The sequence below is a fragment of the Paenibacillus sp. FSL K6-3182 genome (genome assembly GCF_037976325.1).
GTDB lineage: Bacteria > Bacillota > Bacilli > Paenibacillales > Paenibacillaceae > Pristimantibacillus.
In genome coordinates, this window is sequence record NZ_CP150265.1 from 6,619,663 (window position 1) to 6,637,884 (window position 18,222).

15 protein-coding genes are annotated in these 18,222 nt (G+C 45.0%); 8 read left to right on the plus strand and 7 right to left on the minus strand.

The genetic code is table 11. The features are described from left to right. Positions 1 to 279 precede the first annotated feature (279 nt). Both MHH56_RS29030 and MHH56_RS29035 read right to left on the minus strand, forming a co-directional pair. The gene (locus MHH56_RS29030; protein WP_339205094.1) at positions 280 to 975 is read right to left on the minus strand and encodes a response regulator; all 696 of its coding nucleotides are present in this window, start codon (positions 973 to 975) and stop codon (positions 280 to 282) included. Then, complete coding sequence (locus MHH56_RS29035) at positions 972 to 2,564, minus strand: sensor histidine kinase (protein ID WP_339205097.1); 1,593 nt, start codon at positions 2,562 to 2,564, stop codon at positions 972 to 974. Before MHH56_RS29035 ends, MHH56_RS29030 begins: the two co-directional genes overlap by 4 nt. Before the next feature lie 262 nt (positions 2,565 to 2,826). Here MHH56_RS29035 and MHH56_RS29040 point away from each other — a divergent pair, with 262 nt between their 5' ends. From MHH56_RS29040 to MHH56_RS29060, 5 genes are all read left to right on the plus strand, one after another. Further along, the gene (locus MHH56_RS29040) at positions 2,827 to 3,843 is read left to right on the plus strand and encodes a tripartite tricarboxylate transporter substrate binding protein (protein ID WP_076267383.1); all 1,017 of its coding nucleotides are present in this window, start codon (positions 2,827 to 2,829) and stop codon (positions 3,841 to 3,843) included. Positions 3,844 to 3,951: 108 nt separating this feature from the next. Then, positions 3,952 to 4,407, plus strand: a complete 456-nt coding sequence (locus tag MHH56_RS29045) for a tripartite tricarboxylate transporter TctB family protein (RefSeq protein ID WP_339205098.1) — start codon at positions 3,952 to 3,954, stop codon at positions 4,405 to 4,407. Positions 4,408 to 4,424: 17 nt separating this feature from the next. Next, entirely contained in the window at positions 4,425 to 5,951 is a 1,527-nt protein-coding gene (locus tag MHH56_RS29050) for a tripartite tricarboxylate transporter permease (protein ID WP_339205099.1), read from the plus strand. A gap of 39 nt (positions 5,952 to 5,990) precedes the next feature. Next, positions 5,991 to 7,412: an NAD-dependent malic enzyme gene (locus MHH56_RS29055; RefSeq protein WP_339205100.1), complete on the plus strand. Its 1,422-nt coding sequence runs from the start codon at positions 5,991 to 5,993 to the stop codon at positions 7,410 to 7,412. 28 nt (positions 7,413 to 7,440) lie between these two features. Continuing rightward, the gene (locus MHH56_RS29060) at positions 7,441 to 7,686 is read left to right on the plus strand and encodes an HPr family phosphocarrier protein (RefSeq protein ID WP_339205101.1); all 246 of its coding nucleotides are present in this window, start codon (positions 7,441 to 7,443) and stop codon (positions 7,684 to 7,686) included. A gap of 103 nt (positions 7,687 to 7,789) precedes the next feature. Here the strand turns inward: MHH56_RS29060 and MHH56_RS29065 are convergent, their stop codons facing one another. The 3 genes from MHH56_RS29065 to abc-f all read right to left on the minus strand — a co-directional run bounded on the left by MHH56_RS29065 (position 7,790) and on the right by abc-f (position 11,026). After that, complete coding sequence (locus tag MHH56_RS29065; protein WP_339205102.1) at positions 7,790 to 8,095, minus strand: hypothetical protein; 306 nt, start codon at positions 8,093 to 8,095, stop codon at positions 7,790 to 7,792. Positions 8,096 to 8,730: 635 nt separating this feature from the next. Further along, positions 8,731 to 9,180 (minus strand): DUF4362 domain-containing protein, encoded by a 450-nt coding sequence (locus MHH56_RS29070; RefSeq protein ID WP_339205104.1) that lies wholly within the window; start codon positions 9,178 to 9,180, stop codon positions 8,731 to 8,733. A 31-nt stretch (positions 9,181 to 9,211) separates the two neighbouring features. Beyond that, positions 9,212 to 11,026 carry an ABC-F type ribosomal protection protein gene (gene abc-f, locus MHH56_RS29075; RefSeq protein WP_339205105.1) on the minus strand — a complete coding sequence of 605 codons (1,815 nt, stop codon included), beginning with the start codon at positions 11,024 to 11,026 and terminating at the stop codon, positions 9,212 to 9,214. A gap of 434 nt (positions 11,027 to 11,460) precedes the next feature. Here abc-f and MHH56_RS29080 point away from each other — a divergent pair, with 434 nt between their 5' ends. Then, on the plus strand, positions 11,461 to 13,335 hold the full coding sequence (locus tag MHH56_RS29080) for a 3-oxoacyl-[acyl-carrier-protein] synthase III C-terminal domain-containing protein (RefSeq protein ID WP_339205107.1): 1,875 nt from the start codon (positions 11,461 to 11,463) through the stop codon (positions 13,333 to 13,335). Continuing rightward, positions 13,332 to 14,216 (plus strand): hypothetical protein, encoded by an 885-nt coding sequence (locus tag MHH56_RS29085; RefSeq protein WP_339205109.1) that lies wholly within the window; start codon positions 13,332 to 13,334, stop codon positions 14,214 to 14,216. Before MHH56_RS29080 ends, MHH56_RS29085 begins: the two co-directional genes overlap by 4 nt. Positions 14,217 to 14,281: 65 nt before the next feature. On the opposite strand, the gene MHH56_RS29090 is transcribed toward MHH56_RS29085, so the two are convergent. Further along, positions 14,282 to 15,520, minus strand: coding sequence for a TraB/GumN family protein (locus tag MHH56_RS29090; RefSeq protein WP_339205111.1), 1,239 nt, complete (start codon positions 15,518 to 15,520; stop codon positions 14,282 to 14,284). A 271-nt stretch (positions 15,521 to 15,791) separates the two neighbouring features. Continuing rightward, on the minus strand, positions 15,792 to 17,408 hold the full coding sequence (locus tag MHH56_RS29095; RefSeq protein ID WP_339205112.1) for an S-layer homology domain-containing protein: 1,617 nt from the start codon (positions 17,406 to 17,408) through the stop codon (positions 15,792 to 15,794). 182 nt (positions 17,409 to 17,590) lie between these two features. Between MHH56_RS29095 and MHH56_RS29100 the strand changes: the two genes are divergently transcribed. Next, positions 17,591 to 18,211 (plus strand): M15 family metallopeptidase, encoded by a 621-nt coding sequence (locus tag MHH56_RS29100; RefSeq protein ID WP_339205113.1) that lies wholly within the window; start codon positions 17,591 to 17,593, stop codon positions 18,209 to 18,211. Positions 18,212 to 18,222: the final 11 nt, after the last annotated feature.

Sequence of the window (18,222 nt, forward strand, 5' to 3'; positions counted from 1 at the left end):
TACAAATAATGAACCTTAAAGCGGAATAAACATAGGCTTAGGCACAAAAGCGTGCATTTTTTCCGTCACAAACTTAATATTCGCTTCATTTTTACCAAAAAAAAGGTGGAAAAATGAGCCCAAAAACGAGATAATTATATGTAGTAAAAAAAAGTAGCGAGGTGTTCGAATGGAATTTATAAAAAAGAATAAAACCGGCCTTATCTTTGGTGCGCTGCTCCTCATTAACGGGCTATTTTTATTATCCATTGTCCTCTCGAAAAACTAAGTATGGCAGCCTCACATTTGCTCTTTTCTTTTGTAAACCCGCTCCGGCCTTCCAACGGTTCCATAAGAAATATCAGCTATTAATTCACCCTTGGCCACATAATACTCCAAGTACCGCCGAGCGGTCGTACGGCTGAAACCAGCCTTTTTCCCAAGCTCCTCCGCCGTTAATACTTCAGGACCTGCGTGAATGAAGGAGAGTATTTTCTCATTCGTTATCTTATCGATGCCTTTTGGCAAATAAGAATCCTTATCCGTACGATCATTTCCCCCCCACAGCAGCTGATCAATCCCCTCTTGATCCACTTGTTTATTTGAGCCGCCGAGCAGTGCCATTTGATTATGATATTTTTGATAAGACTTCAGCTTCTCTTGAAAACGTTCAAATACAACCGGCTTGATCATAAAATCATATACCCCGCCGCGAATGGCTTCACGAACCGTTTCAAATTCCTTGGCGGCCGTAATAATAATGACATCTGTTAACGGGTTGTTTTTCTGTATGTAGTGAAGCAGGTCAAGCCCGCTCATATCGGGAAAATATAAATCAAGCAGCACTAAATCCGGGGCCAAAATATCTAAATGCTCATGCGCCAGCTGCTTATCTGTTGCAATTCCAACGACTTCGAAGCCCTCTATTTTCTCTAGAAAGCGCCGATTGATTTGTGCAATTCGAAGGTCGTCCTCGATAATGACCACTCGTATCATATATCTTTCCCCTTTTCTTTTGGAATCACAACGGTAAAGATCGTCCCTTCCTGCGGACGCGATTCAAAACGGATATGACCCCTTAACTGTTGTATCGCCTGCGTAACAATCACTAGCCCATAACCCCGATGATCCTCATTTTTCGTGGAGAAACCGAGCTCAAACAGCCGCTCTGCGACATCCTCCTTAATGCCGCTCCCATTATCTTCGATAATGATTGTAAAATCTTTGCCTACGTCAGACAGAAACACCTTAACGGTTCGTTTCTCATCATTTTTCTCGAGAACAGCATCCAGAGCATTATCAATTAAATTGCCGATAATCGTTACCAGGTGATTGCGGTTTAGATCATCGGGGATCGTTTTGAAGGTGCTCTTGGAATCAATCTCAAGCTTCACCTTAAGCTCATTCGCACGATTGAACTTGCCAATTAGTATGCCGCCAATAATAGGATCGGGAATTTCCTGCAGGAGGAAATGGATCAGATTTTGATGAACATCGGTTTCATGTGTAATAATATCCATCGCTTCTTGATACGACTCCAGCTGGATTAGCCCATAAATCGTATACAGCTTATTGGAGTATTCATGCGTTTGTGAACGCAGCGCTTCGGTATAACGCTTCACCTGCGTCAGCTCCTCCGTTAATCGAAGCAGCTCGGATTTGTTGCGAAAGCTGGAGACCGCCCCTACGACCCGGTGCTGATGATCAAATATCGGCAAGCGATTGACGACGACACTGCTTTCGTTAATGGTCATTTCTTGATCGATTTCCGATTGCCCTGATTTAATAACCTCCATTAGCCGCGATTCTGGAATAACATCCCGCACATGCTGCCCGGTAAGCTCCATTTGCTCGAGCGGATCGATCAGCTTCAAAGCCGTTTGATTGACAAGGGTAATCGTTCCCTCTGTATCAACGGCAATTATGCCTTCATGAATCGTTTCCAAAATAGCTCTCTTCTCCTGATACAACAAGCCGATTTCCTCAGGCTCTAGACCATGTATCGATCGTTTTACGCTATTGGCAATAACAATGGCTCCGCCAGATCCAACCATCAGCGCAATGGCTGCAAAAATAATCATCGCATTACGGTAAGTCACAGCCGATTGTTCAATGTCTTTTAATAAAATACCCACTGATACAATGCCTATAACTTCATTCTGATCATTAAAAATGGGAGTTTTTCCCCTCAAGGAGGGGCCCATCGAGCCAACGGCCTCTGAAATGATCGATTCTCCGTTCAGCACAGGCCCATTGTCACCGCCGACCATTTCTTTCCCGATTCGGTCCGGCAGCGGATGCGCATAACGAATTCCCTCTTTATTCCCAATGACGATGTACTCAGCGTCTGTTTCCATTCTAATTTTCTCAACGATGGGTTGAATGATGGCTGAAGGATTCTCCTCTTCAAAGGCATGTCTAATGACGTCCATCAATGCTACTGTCTTCGCAATTTTCAGAGCTGATGCACCTACATTTTTCTGCAGCGTCGTCACTAGTATTCTCTCAAAGCTGAAGGTAAGAGCAATGATAATAATAAATAGCAAAGTTCCAATTAACAAAATCAATCTCGTTTGTAATCGCATTCAATTACCTCCATACAACAACTTCTCATCCGCGGGACGCTGATTTTATTGTATTCTACATGCTTCCCCGAACATAGTACCTTGAGTCGATAATGGCCGTAAATTTTATGAACAAAATAAACAGTATGACTACTTTTCAACTTATGTGGTTATAGTATTCAACCCCAATTCGCGATGTTAGTATGAAGCATATCAAACAGGTAAGCGCTTACAGTAATCATTCATACGTTTACTTGAATGAAACTAAAGGGGGATTATTCGTATGGGATACCAAACAAAAAATTGGAAAACTATAGTAGCTGCTGCTTTTGTTGCTGTTAGTTTGACGGCCTGCGGCGGAACAGCATCAAAAGGCGGATCGGCTAATTATCCTGAGAAACCTTTCATTGTGACAGCCCCATCGGGAGCTGGCGGCGGATGGGATAAGACAGCAAGGTCCTTGGCCAAAGTGCTAGGTGAAACGAAGCTCGTTGATCAAACGATGACTGTTGAGAACAAACCCGGCGGCGGCGGCACTGTGTTTTTAGCCGAATATGTAACCAAAGACAAGAATGACCCATACAAGCTGTTTGTCAGCTCCCCGCCTATTCTCATTAACAATCTCAAAAAAGAAGGGAACAGCCCATACGGCTACAAGGATGTTACCCCGCTCGCACAAATAACGAAGGATTATGGCGCAATCGCGGTTGCGGCAAATTCCAAATATAACGATCTTCATTCACTAATTAATGACATTAAGGCAGACCCTTCAAAAGTTACACTAGCCGGCGGTTCTGCGCCTGGTTCTATGGATCATTTAATTAGCGTACTCCCCGCCTTCAGAGCAGGCGTTGACCCAAAAACAGTCAAGTACTTGTCCTATGATGGCGGAGGCGAAGCCATTGCTGCGCTGCTGGGCAACAATGCTGATGCGATTGGAACAGACATCTCTTCCCTCGGCAGCTATTTAAAAGCAGGCAAGATCAAAATTCTTGCCGTTACTTCTGATGAACGGATTGAAGGCGACTTCAAGGATGTGCCTACCTTAAAAGAGCTGGGTATAGATGCGGAGTTCACAATCTGGCGCGGCGTATTAGGTCCGAAAGGCATGACAAAAGAGCAAATCGCTTACTGGGATAAAACGTTAAAATCTCTCTCTGAACACGAAGCGTGGGCGAAAGAATTGAAAGCGAACGATTGGGTCAGCGAATACAAAAACTCCGAAGATTTTACTGCCTTCCTTGCTGAGCAAGAAGTTGCGGTACAAGAGCTGTTGACAGCGCTCGGCATGCAGAAGTAAATGACTGAACGAAGAGCAAACGCTTGATAAAAGCATAAGCATGAGTGATTGGATGGGAGAGCGCTAGTCTCTCTCCTCTCCTTTCTTCATTCATCGGAGGTGAAGGCCTTGAACAAAACATTTGATCGATACGCCAGCATCATATTTTTCCTTCTCGGTGTTGGATTCATGTGGCAGAGCACATTAATTAGCGCTTCATCCTACGGCAGCAAGGTCGGGCCTAATATCGTTCCCTTTGGTCTGGGGGCGCTGCTTGTCATTTTAAGCTTACGTCTATTTTACGAAGTGTTAAAGTTTAAAGGCTCTAGCAGCAAAGCGGGAAAGCTTGATTACAAGAAGTTTCTCATTATTTTCGCTTCTGCTTTTTTATACGCCTTCTTCTTAGAAACGATCGGCTATATCATCGGGACATTCCTCTTCCTTCTCATTAGCTTTCAAGTTTTGGAAAGAGGAAAATGGCTAAAATCGATCTTGATCTCCGGATTGTTTGCAGTCGGCGTTTACGTCATCTTTGTTGTCATTCTGGAAGGTTCAATGCCTGGTTTTCCGTCATGGCTATCGTAACTAAAGGAGGCATATGAATGGATACACTACAATTTCTCGCAGACGGCTTTGCGACCGCCTTTCAATGGCATAACTTGCTCTTTGCTTTCATCGGCGTGTTGATAGGTACGGCTGTAGGGGTATTGCCTGGTATAGGACCCATGAGCGGTGTCGCCTTGCTTATACCTGTAACTGCATCAATGACGGGCGGATTAGCTCCTGAAGCAGCGGCCACAAGCTCTATCATACTTTTGGCCGGCGTTTATTACGGTGCGATGTACGGAGGATCAACGACCTCTATTCTGCTTAATACACCTGGGGAATCCTCCTCTGTAGTGACAACATTAGACGGCTATCAAATGGCTAGACAGGGTAGAGCTGGTGCTGCCTTATCCATCTCTGCAATCGGTTCTTTCGTTGCAGGAGTATTTGCTGTCATCGCGCTCATCGTATTAGCAGAACCACTATCAGAGGTTGCGATAAAGTTTGGTCCTGCCGATTATTTCTCCTTAATGCTTCTTGGACTATGCGCCGTAAGCGGCTTGGCTGGAAAGTCCATTACGAAAGCTCTCATTATGACCGTATTCGGACTGCTGCTCGCAACCATCGGAATGGACACCGTATCGGGTGTTGCAAGGTTTACTTTCGGCATGCCGTTGCTTTATTCCGGTCTTGAATTTTTAACAGTGGCAGTTGGTCTATTTGCATTGGGAGAAGTATTCAAAACCATTTTGGAAAGAGACTACACCGCCGGTAAAGCAGCAAAAATTGAACGTATCCTTCCAACAAAAAAAGACTTGAAGGATAGTGCAGGACCGATTGCCCGCGGTTCGGTTTTAGGCTTTTTCATTGGTATTTTGCCGGGTGCTGGTGCGACTTTAGCTTCTTTCTTCAGTTATATTTTGGAGAAAAAAATAAGCAAAAATCCAGAAACCTTTGGCAAAGGCAACATTGCCGGTGTAGCTGCCCCTGAATCAGCTAATAATGCAGCATCAGGCGGGGCTATGATCCCTTTGCTTACACTTGGTATTCCAGGCTCAGGTACAACCGCTATATTAATGGGCGCTTTAATTATGTATAACATTCAGCCAGGTCCTTTGTTATTTGAGGAACATCCTCAAGTAGCTTGGGGATTAATTGCCAGTATGTTAATCGGAAATCTCATTTTGCTCGTACTCAATATGCCATTAGTTAAGGTATTTGCAAAAATCATTCAGACGCCTCCGAAATATTTGATTCCAATCATTATTGCCATTTCTATATTTGGTGTTTATGCGGTTCAGGCACAAGTCTTTGATTTAATGCTGCTGCTCGGCTGTGGAATTGCAGGGTTCTTTCTTGTACGAAATGATTATCCGCTAGCTCCACTCGTGCTTGGTTTAGTACTCGGGCCAATGATTGAAAACAATATGCGGAGAGCATTAACGACATCTAATGGAGATTTTATGATTTTCTTGCAAAAACCGATGTCGCTTGTTTTCTTAATTATCGCAGCACTCTGGTTAATTATACCTATTTTGCTAAAGAAGAGAGGGAAAGAGGTTGTCATTAACGAAGAAGGTTAATTACGAACGATAAAAAATACAGATTTGATGGGGGTAGCCATGGATAACAATAAACTAGGTGGGAAAAGTGTAATACTGCGTCTCGAAATGAATACGAAAGAGGTACATTTCGGACAGGTTGCATCCTCTATTTTCGAAGCCGGTGGAGATATCGTGGCCATTGACGTTATTCAGACCAGTCAGCATATGACGATAAGAGATATTACCATTACCGTCACGGATACAGTCGATATTAACATTATTACCGAAATGATTAAGAACCTACACGGAGTCAAGCTAGTGAATATTTCGGATAGAACATTTCTTCTGCATCTTGGCGGTAAAATCGAAACTAAACTGAAATCGCCTATTCAGAACCGCGACGATCTCTCTCGTGTTTATACGCCCGATGTTGCTCGCGTCTGCTTAGCCATTCATGAAGAACAAAGAAAAGCATTTACGTTAACGATTAAGAGAAATACGGTTGCTGTCATTTCGGACGGCAGCGCTGTCTTAGGGCTTGGCAATATTGGCCCCTATGCAGCTATGCCCGTTATGGAAGGAAAATCTATGTTATTCAAGCAGCTGGCAGACGTAGACTCCTTCCCTATCTGCCTTGATACGCAAGATACCGAGCAAATAATCGCAACCATTAAGGCGATTGCACCTGGCTTCGGCGGCATTAACCTTGAGGATATTTCATCGCCGAGGTGCTTTGAGATTGAAGAAAGATTGCGTGAAGAACTCGATATTCCAGTATTTCATGATGACCAGCATGGTACAGCAGTTGTATTGTATGCGGCACTAATCAATGCATTAAAAATTGTGAATAAGCCCATTCATGACATTAAGGTCGTTGTTTGCGGAATCGGTGCAGCAGGAGTCGCTTGCACAAAAATTCTTTTATCCGCCGGCGTTACAAACATCATTGGTGTAGATCGGAACGGCGCGATAACTGCTGGAACTGACTATGATAACCGCATGTGGAACTGGTATGCCGAGCATACCAACCCGAACCGCGTTGAAGGCTCTTTACGAGATGTAATCCAAGGGGCCGATGTATTCATTGGACTTTCTGCTGGAGGACTGCTGCGACGCGAAGATGTTATGGCGATGGCCGAAAACCCTATCGTCTTTGCCATGGCGAATCCAACACCTGAGATCAAGCCTGAGGAAGTTGAGGATATTGTAGGGGTAATCGCCACCGGACGTTCGGATTATCCGAACCAAATTAACAATGTGCTATGTTTCCCTGGTATTTTCCGCGGGGCACTGGACTGCAGAGCAACTACGATTAACGAGGAAATGAAGCTGGCGGCATCAGAGGCGATCGCATCCGCAATCTCGGATGAAGAACGAAGCAAGCACTACATTATTCCGAGCGTCTTCAATCAGGCCGTTGTGAAAGCTATTCGGGATCTCGTCATTAGAGCAGCGATCAAGACAGGCGTAGCACGCAGAATACCGCGGGAGTACAGATAAACAAGAAAAGTGGAACGGAGGTTATCCAATGACAGCTGGAATCAGAGCTATCGTTGATATTAATCAAATGGCGGCAGATTTTAAATCAAGCATCGTTCTCCGCACCAGTGATTCCAAATTTATCGATGTCAAAAGCATCCTTGGACTTAGCATCATCTTGTATCAAACCCATGCCTACCACCTTGAAATACATGGTCCAGATGAAGAGGAAGCCAAAACCGCCATGATTCACATTTTCAAAAAACATAATCTTCAAGTCGATGTGAATCGATAATCCCCCGCTTTAATTGCCTCGTACGTTGGTTGCAGTGCTTTTTAAAATAGGGTTGTCCCATAAGCAGATGTCATTGCTTATAGGACAACCCCTTTCCTCTTCCTCACGGACCCGTCCCTACACTCGCTACATACCATAACGGCCCCAGCTTCTTCAAATAAACGGCTCCCAACTCATCTCCCGTAGGGTAATGCATATACCCGTTCACATTGTATAAATGACCGTACTTTTCATCGACTCTGCCCGTTGTGGAAATATCCGCTTTCAAGCTATTGATAGGCTGCAAGCTCATTAGTATATGTCTGCGGATCGTCCACTCGGGAGATAGAAAAGTAAGAATCCATGTAAAAACAACTACAATAACTACAACGATAAATATTGCCTTTTTCTTCTTTAAGATCGTACTCACCTCCGAGTAATGATTGAATCATTAACGTTATAGATACTTCCGTTAGTTGTAATTGCTGATATTACTCAACACTCAATTATCAATCTCTACTACCATCTTTCAATGCTTTAGTCCAAAAGCATTCTAGTATAGTGGCTTACCTCAACCATCTGTGTTTTCATGTTCATGCTTTATCCTAACGAACTCAGGTGTCGTTATTCTTGAATATCAGGGCTATATTATTCTCTAACGAACTCAGGAGTCATTATCTGCCATTAATAGAGCCCAAATGATTGAAATTACAAGAAATAAGACTCGCTGTGTTCGTTAGATTCATAAACAGAACGCTATGCAACAAATAAGGCCACTGTAGTTCGTTAGCTAAAAAACTATTCAATATTCAACGTCAATCGAGGCTATGCACTGATTGTTCCTCAATTCTTGCCAGCTTTAACTTCACATTTTTATGTTCACCCATCTGTGTTCATCCCACCTACCAATCATTTATATTGTAATTACTGTAATTTATATCCATATAGATGTAAACCATATATTGCATTTCAAACAAACAAATTCGATTCATGCAACTCTGCGATACTTAATAGCAACAAAAAAAGAGCTATCAAATCGATAGCTCTTTCCCATATATCTCCTGCCTAAATCGGAACGTCCAACAAATCTATCGGCTTATTGGCTGCGCCACAGCCACTTAGCTTATAGGCGTAAGCGCGCCCCGTTTCTTCTTTTTTCAACCCGTCACATAAATAGGTTTTTACGCTTGACGATCCATACTGATCCTGTGATGTATCGTAGCGCACCTCGATCTGATCCTCCGCCCTCGCAAGATTATAAAAAATCGGGTTTCCTTCCGTTATAAAACGTACAACTCGCACCTGATCTATTGCTCCGCTCACAAAAGCATCTATTTTCTCGCTATTCGTAACTTCACCGGACTTTGCAATAACATCCTCCGTCTCATTAATCGTATAGTCATAGGGTTCATCTGAAGCTGAAGTTTTTTCCCCAGACTTAACCTGCTCCTGACCAGCACATCCAGCCAGCATGAGCGTCGCTAAGACTATAAACACCATATTTCTCCAAACCATGTTGTAAATCCACCTTCCTCCAGCCTGCCCATCAGCTATTTATTTGCGCGCGCAGCTGGCGAATTTCATTTATCAATTGCTTCTGCTCCGCTGGATCTTCCGGCTCAGCGCAGCTCATAAGCTGCGTTAAACGCAGCTGCAGCATCTCCCGCTCATTTTGGCTTACCTGTTCATCCGCCGAAAGCAGCCGGCTTCGATCCTTAGACACATACTCCTCATACGATCCGTGGAACAAGCTCGGTTCACTTTTCCCATCGAGTACGAGCAGTCGATTAGCGGCTTGGCGAATTAAATAGCGATCATGCGTGACAAGCAGAACAGCACCCGGATAATGCTGAAGCGCCTGTTCAACCTGCTCTCGCGTTCTAATATCCAAATAGTTCGTCGGTTCATCAAGCACGAGCAGATTCGCTTTGCCAAAATAAAGCTTCAAGAATGCTACTCGGCATCGCTCACCCATGCTTAAGTCCCCGATTCGCTTAAATACGTCCTCCTTCGTAAACAGGAAGCAGCCCAAAATCGTCCTTGCATGCGATTGCGTCATCTCTGGCAGCAGCAATAAGCTGTCAAGGATGGTCATCTCATTGTCGAGCTTATCAAGCTCCTGCTCAAAATATCCGATTTTTACCTGCGGATGAATGCTAACTTTGCCTATGCTTGGCAATAAGCTCCCTGTCGCAAGCTTAAGCAGCGTCGACTTCCCTACACCATTCGGACCAAGCACAGCTAATCGATCACCTCTACCTAAGGTGAGGTTTAACCTGCTTATAACGTTCCTATGCCCCTCATAGGCAAAACTAACGTCCTCCATCCGAAGCAGCGTAGTCGCTGCGAAACCGTCGGTCTCCAGCTGCATCCGCAGCTGTGAGTCCTCACGCGGCTTCTGCACCTTATCCTTGTTCAAACGCTCAAGCGCAGACTCCTTCGCATGCAGACGCGACACGTTTTTCTTAGATTTTGATCTAAGAAAATCATTTTGACCCGCCGCCTTATGAGCTTGCTGGAACCATTCGGCATACATGCGTATGCTCTCAAGCAGCTTCTCCCGCTCCAGCTCCTGCTTCTTATGCAGCGCCTCCTGCGTCCTTAGCTCCAGCTCTTTCTGCGCCTTATACTGCGTGTATCCGCCCAAATAGCGTCGGCACCCATCTCGCTCAAACTCAAGAACAGTCGTTGCTGTCCGGTCGATAAACGTACGATCATGCGACACATAAATAACCGTTCCCGGGTAATCCTGCACCCATGCTTCCAGCCAATCTAGCGCCGTAGAATCCAAGTGATTCGTCGGCTCATCCAGCACAACTAGCTTCGGCTCTCTTACCATCAGCGCGGCTAATTGTGCTTTCGTCTTTTGACCTCCGCTTAGCTGCGAAAATGATAAGTGCCATAACGAGGGATCAAAGCTTAACTGCGTTAAGCATCTCTCCACCTTCATCTCCCAGCTATAGCCATCAAGCTGCGCATAACGTTCGTACAGTTTACTGTACTTGCTTAACAGCGACTCACTTGCATCCTCTTGCATTCGCCTTGTTAACTCCACCATCGACCGTTTTAATCGGAACAATTCCTCTGTGCCGGCCTGCACGAATTCAAGCAGCGTGAGTGAGGAATTCATCTGTGCCTGCTGGTCGAGCCAGCCCCACTCTGCAAGAGGAAGCAGCCGCTGCACCTCACCGCCATCGAATGAGATTCTGCCTGTCAATCCTTGCAGCAGCGTTGTTTTGCCCACGCCATTTCGTCCAAACAGAGCCAGCCTTTCGCCTTCTCTGACTTCAAAATTTATATTTTCGAACAGGATATTGCCGTCCCATTCCTTGTTCACATGTTTAACTTTTAATAGCATCATTGAACATTCCCCATTTCAAAAAAACATAATAAAAAACCGTGGCCAGCGGCACACGGTCGAATACGCAGGGGAATATCAGGTAAACGAAAATAACGATGCGTCACACCGCTAGTTAGCGGGTAAACATCTCGTATCTATCGCTGCTGATTGACTATCCATAAGTCCCCAAATCGACGCACGTATCCCTGACCGGTTCTCGCTAATGAGAACGCCGCTTGTACTTAAACAAGTTGTTTACAGGAATCGTGTACTTACTTCATCGGCTGGGTTACCTCCGTCAGTCATCAGTTTTGATATGCGTTTATTATATAAGACGATCATGCATATATTCAAGCCCTACTTTAATTGCGGTACCAAATAAAGTTAGTACTAGGCTTGAAACGCTGCATAACCGATCATAAGACTTATAAATATTTCTTAATTGGAGGTGCTTGATGAATCCCGTCTATATAACCAGCATTGGCAAATTTCTTCCCGGCTCCCCTATCGGCAATGATGATATCGAGGATTACCTCGGCAAAATAAACGGTAAAAGCTCCAAGTCGATGCGGCGCATTCTTGATCAAAACAAAATACGCTTTCGGCATTATGCGATAAACAAAGAACAAAAAAGTCTATATTCAAATGCAGAAATGGCAGGACTTGCGATACAAGATGCGCTCTCCCGCAACCAAGCGGCACTGAGCGATCAAATTGCATTTCTCGCTGTCGGTACGACCCAAGGTGATTTGCTTGTTCCCGGCTTCGCAAGTATGGTGCATGCCGAAACGAAGCTGCCTGTCATGGAGGTTGCGACACATCACGGCGTTTGCGCCAGCGGTATGCAGGCAATGAAAAACGCATTCCTGCATGTGCAGTCAGGAGAGCAGCAGACCGCCATTTCCTGTGCCAGTGAGTTTCCGAGCCGCGTATTCAAAAATACGAGGTTCGAAGCGCAAAAGGGTGTCGCCGATCATCCAATTCCTTTCGACACTGACTTTCTTCGGTTTATGCTGTCCGATGGAGCAGGTGCAGCGGTTCTTCAGCATCAACCTGCCGCCAGCGGTTTATCCCTGCGCATCGAATGGATCGACAACAAATCCTACGCTAATCTATACGATGTCTGCATGTATGCAGGAACCAACAAGGATAATGCCGAGCAGCAAAGCTGGCTTGACTATGCCAGCATTCATGAAGCTGCTGACGACGGGGCTCTTAATCTCAAACAAGATATTCGGCTCGTTAATGAAATGCCTAAGGTCGGGGTTAATCGATTTTTCGAGCTGGTGGATGAGGGTAAAGTCGAACCGAGCGCTATCGACTGGATGGTTTGCCACTATTCGTCTCATTTTTTCCGCGACGAAATATTTAAGCTGCTGCAGCTTGGCGGACTCACCATTCCTGAAGAGAAATGGTTTACGAATTTATATACGAAGGGCAACACTGGCGCTGCTTCAATCTACATCATGCTGGAGGAGCTGCTTAACGAAGGCCATTTGAAGCCAGGTGAGCAGGTATTATGCATGGTGCCGGAAAGCGGCAGATTCCAAACCTCCTATATGCTATTGACGGTTGTTGGCGACACAGGCGATGCGGGACATATCTCAGAGCCGGTGTTTGAAGAAAGGCAGCCTGAGGCACCTCATCTCGAGTATAACGAAGCAGACCACGTTCAAGCACAGCTCGTTAGGCAGCTCGTACAGGTTTGGATTGATTTTGAGCAAAAGCTGGCTCATGTTCCCGTTATTCATAAGCTGTACAACAACAAGTTCACTCTTCATGACTACAAGCTGCTAATGGAAAACATCCGCCAACAGGTCATTGACGGTTCGCAGTGGATTGCTCGTGCTGCCTCGTATATCGCGATAGAGCATATCGATCTCCGTTCGACGTTCATTGCCCATGCGCGCGATGAGCATCGTGATTTTCAAATACTTGAGCGCAACTACGTCGCCATCGGCGGGGACCTAGCACACATTCAATCAGGCGAAAAAAATATTGGCAGTGAAGCATTGTCAGCTTATTTGTTCCAGCGTGCTAGCCGCGAGAATCCCGTTGATCTCATTGGCGCTATGTGGATTATAGAGGGACTTGGATGCCGTATGGCGCGTTACTGGGGCGAAATGATTCGCGATCAGCTTGGGCTTAGCGATGAAGAAGTGTCGTTCCTGCTTTATCATAGCGACTCTGATGAGAAGCACTTCGAAAGGCTCGAGGCAGTCGTCCAGCATCCGATGCTCACTGCGGAGATCGCAGGACGAATAGTGAAAACTGCAAAAACGACGGCGCGCTTATACTTGCTGCAATTAGAGGAGCTGGGCAATGTATGAGCAAAACTGATTATTTTCATCAAATGCCGCATGACAAAAACGATCCCAATCCGTTTCTAGCCATCTTTATGGATCAGAGCATTCCCTTCAATGAAGAGGCCAAGGCTGCTTACCTCAAGGATTGCTCTAGCAGATCACGGCAGTTTCTGCTGCCCGTACTGCGTCCTTTTGCGAGATTAATGATTATAGTTCTTCAGGTTTACAAAATAATCGTACCTAAGGCACTCACCTCATCCCGGCTGCTGCACCGCGTCCTGCATTTCGGAATGAAAACCTTCGTAAGCCCAGATGCTAATTATATGATTTTGCGCCACTTCTATCTTGGCTCTGAGGTGCTTGGCTTCATTCGTGATAATGTGCCTGACGTTCAGATTGAGATGAACCCGCTCAAACCAACCAATCTGGAGCCGGTAAAAGATGATCTTTTTCTCATTCATGATCTCAATTTATACAACTTCGTCATCAATCTTAATCGCGAGCTGCGTCACAAAGGAATTGAGGTTACAAAGCAGGATCGGCTTAACTTTAACGCCATCACATCAGAGCCTCTGCCTATTGAGCAAATGCCAAATCGCTGGACCAATTTTATGGATTTGACGACTGCCATTGAATGCTTCACCCCTGTCTATCAAATGTTTCTAACCGATAATGACTTCTGGCGTGCGACTAACTCCCTTCAGCTGGATGAAACGATTGGCATCCTTGCTTCCAAAATTATCGGCAGCAACGACCGACTGGCGCTTATAAACAACAAACATCCCATGGTGCCGCTCACGACGCTTAAAGCAGGCTTTCGACTCGTACTGCATGGCCTAGCGACAGAGCAGCTGCACGCGCTGCTCGTTGAGCTTAAGCTTAAACAGCAGCAGCATATCGGCTGATCACACCATGAACAAAAAGAAGGCAATCACGCCCACTGCGTGATTGCCTTCTCTCTTTCATGCTGCTATTGACGAACTACAGTAAAACCTTTCTTCTCCAGCAGTGGAACGAGACCGTTCTCGCCGAGCATATGTGCAGCTCCTACGACTACGAAATATGATTTTTTTGTCGTGTCATTCAAGTAACCCGTTATTTTCTCAACCATTGGAGCATTGCGGTCAGTAAGCAGCGCTTTATTAAGCTCCGCATTCGAAGAGGCTGATTTCGTCAGTTCGAGCAGCTGCTCCTCATTTCCGGTAACCCACATTTTCGTAAGATCTTCAATCCCTGATACTTCTGCAAAATAGTTCTCAATAGAGCCTTTCAGCATTTCTTCTTGCAGTTTGTCTGAAAAATTATTGAACATATTAAGCTGGTATTCGATCGATTCGAGCTCTAGAATTGGCTTCTTGTTCTCCAGCGACTGCTGCAAGAAATGGGCATCAATCCCTATGCCTGAATCATAACCTTCTTTTGCTGAGCTAAGATAATCCACAGTAGACGAAACGCTCCAAGGCTTATAGGTATCCAGCGTATTTTCCGGTAAACCGTTCTCCTTCAAAATCTCGCCAAGCTTCTTGTAAGAATCAGCTGAGATATGATCTTTAAGCGTTGTATTATCCTTCAATACGCTTAAATCAAGCACTTGCTTTTGCACCTTCTCATCATTCATCTTCGAAATATCAGCCTCTACAACCAAATAGTCGGATGCATCATAAGCTTTTTGAATTTCAGAGCGCAAAGGGTACATCGCTTTGTTCGCAATATGAATCGAACCCAGCAAATATACGGTGCTGCCGTCCTTTTCTACTTTCCAAAGGAAACCTTTACTTGGCTCATTCTCTTTAAGAGAAACAGAGCGCTGCTCTTTATTCCAAGTAATTTCATAACCTGATGCTTCACTAACCGTACGCAAAGGAATATAAACAGTTCCTTTAACGACCTTCGGCGCAGCAAGCAATCCAATTTCCGTCTCGTTAGCCATTGCCCCTAAGTTGTCGATTTGGAATAAAAGGGTTAGTCCTTGCTTCTTGCCTGAAATGACTTTATTTTTCTGATCCCACGTTACTTGGAAATCAAGCTTTTGAAGAACCGTCTTCGCAGGAACAAGAATCGTTCCCTTTTCCATCGTAGGTTGATTCTCACCAAGCTGTACCTGCTCGCCGTCTATCCATACTGAAATAGGCTTAGCCTCTGCTTGGATGTTCGTTACGAAAGAAAATAGTAGAGCTAATGATAGAAATAATGATGCAAACTTTTTCACGAATAGACCCTCTCCCTCTCATCTTAGCGGCTTCATTTCATCTACATATAAACAATAATTACCGCTCTGCCTTACATATTTTACACATTTTCACCACGCAATAGCTAGTTCGGAAAATACGAATCTAGTTTTCGTTGCTTTACATCATATTCATAACATATAATGCCTCATCTCATAGGTTAGCTGCAGCCTTTAAAAAAAGGCACCCCCTCTTGATTAGAGGGGTGCCCATGTCATTTTTGCGAATCAATTCAACGGTTTTGGTAAATAACTATGATGAGAAGGAATAACCCAAAAATCGATCCGCATTTTTTAGACTTATCCATATATCCGGACTTTCGCCGCCTACGTACCAGTAAGCTAGTCCAGCAAGCTTGCTTTTTACAGCCAGCTTATATTTTTCGGTTAACGAACGCCCGTCCTCGACCCATATTTTATGCTGTATACCGTTCTTCATATATGCAGCTGTGTACTGCCCGATTTTGGCGTCCCATAAAGGCCTGATTCCATATTTACTAATGATCGCATTCTGCTCGCTAAACGAAATAAATGCAGAGGACTCAACGCTGCCGTCCTTCTTTAAATCCCAATCACGGTTATAGAAAGGCACGCCCAGTATTACCTTTTGGCTTGGCACCAATTTAAGAAGCTTATTCACAGCCGCTTCATCAAAACCTATAGAGGCATTGGAGCCCGCTTCCGAGCCGTCTCCCCAGTGCTCATCATAGCCCATCAATACGATATAATCGGCTAATTTCCCAAGCGCAGCAAAATCAAAAGCATCTGTCCAATCCGTTCCCCGGTCGGGAGATACATCAAGCGACAGCGTAACGTTCAAGAGCTTCATTTTTTTGGACAGCTCCGTGATGAAGGCGGTCAAAGCTGCTCGATCCTGAGGCGCAACATTTTCAAAATCAATATTGAGTCCGTCCAGCTTATACTTTGTCACGTACTCTGCAAGCTGAGAAATTGCTTTGGTACGTAGTGTGGAACTGGATAGCAGCTTATGAGTAGCCGCTTGATCCGAGCGGTTGCCGACCATTGCCCATACTTTTTTATTATGCTGTTTCGCCCAAGTCACAAGAGACGGATCCGTGTTATCCGATATTTCTCCCGCTTCCCCTGTAAAATACCAACGCGGAGTCAAGGTGTTTACATTAGAATTCAAAACCGTTTGTTCATACTGCTGCGTCGTCTGGCCATACTGCCAACCTAGCTTTATCGTTTCCTTGGGCTTAGCTGCAAGCTCAGCTGCCCAGTTCACATTTTGCAGCACCCGATGAATCATTACTGCGGTTTCTTGTCTGCTTATCGGATCGCCTGGACGGAAATTCCCCTTATCGTCACCTTTCATAAGGCCAAGAGCGTTCATCGCCGCTACAGAAGAACTTGCCCAAGCAGCAATGCGGCTGTCATCGCCAAAGCCTAGCTTTGCTTCCGATTTATGATCCAGCTTCTTCAATGCTCTCGTTAATAATACGGCTGCTTCCTGCCTTGTAACTGCCTTCGCAGGTGCAAACAAAGAGGCGCTGACGCCATCTGCTAAGCCAAGCTGCACAGCAGCCTGAATCCATCCGTAATACCAAGCCTTCATAGGTACATCAGTATATGGCGATACTGGCGTCGGTACAGGCTCAAGCCCGAGCAGCCGATCCAGCACAGTGACAAACTCTGCTCTCGAGATCGATTGCTTTGGTGAGAAGCTTCGCTCCGATGTGCCCATTATGATCTTTTTATTGTATAAATCGATGATTTCCTGTTTGGCATAGCTGCTTGATATATCATCAAAAGGCAGCGTGCTTTGAGCCGCAATGGGATGAGCAACAAGTGTTATGATATATAGTAAAGTAAATGCTGCTAGAGCAAATCTAGTATAAGTATGCTTCACGAAAGACCCTCCTCATGCGATCAATCCTCGAAGCATAACAAAATCTACTCTATAACTCATTACTAAAATATTGGTAGAAAGCATAATCAATAGTAATTAAGCCTAATCCCCTACCACAGACTAGGGTGTCAAAATAAACAATATGATAAAATAAGCGGATATAAAACGTAAGGAGATTCAGCATGCTGGAACGAAATCATGTTTCTCATCCTACATTACCGGCTCAGCTGAGCCTGGCAGCAAGAAGTAAACGCAAGCGAAACCGAATACTGCTGTTTATTATTTTAGCGCTAACCGCTGCTCTATTATGGAAGGTTATTCTTTCCTTTGATCCATACTTGCCGAACAATGATCCTATTGAAGCTCCACCCGTAACGGCACTGCATCCGATCGTATTCATTAAGCAGACCGAGCTGATTGCCGAAACGAGCAAGGCCGGCATCACCATTCTCGTCACAGACGGCTTCCGTTCAAGCGAGGAGCAAAACGCGATTTATGCAAAAGGACGCACAACAGAGGGTAAAGTCGTTACGCAAGTTCAAGGCGGACACTCCTATCACAATTACGGCCTCGCTATCGATTTTGCCCTGCGAACGAAGAAGGGCGAGGTTATATGGGACATGGAGTATGACGGCAATAAAAATGGGCGGTCCGACTGGATGGAAGTTGTTGAAATCGCCAAGCGCCTAGGCTTCTCTTGGGGTGGGGATTGGAAAAACTTCCCTGACTATCCTCATCTTCAAATGGACTTTGGTTATTCAATTAATAAGCTGCGCAAAGGGCACTATCCGCCTATCGAGTAAATCAGCCCATT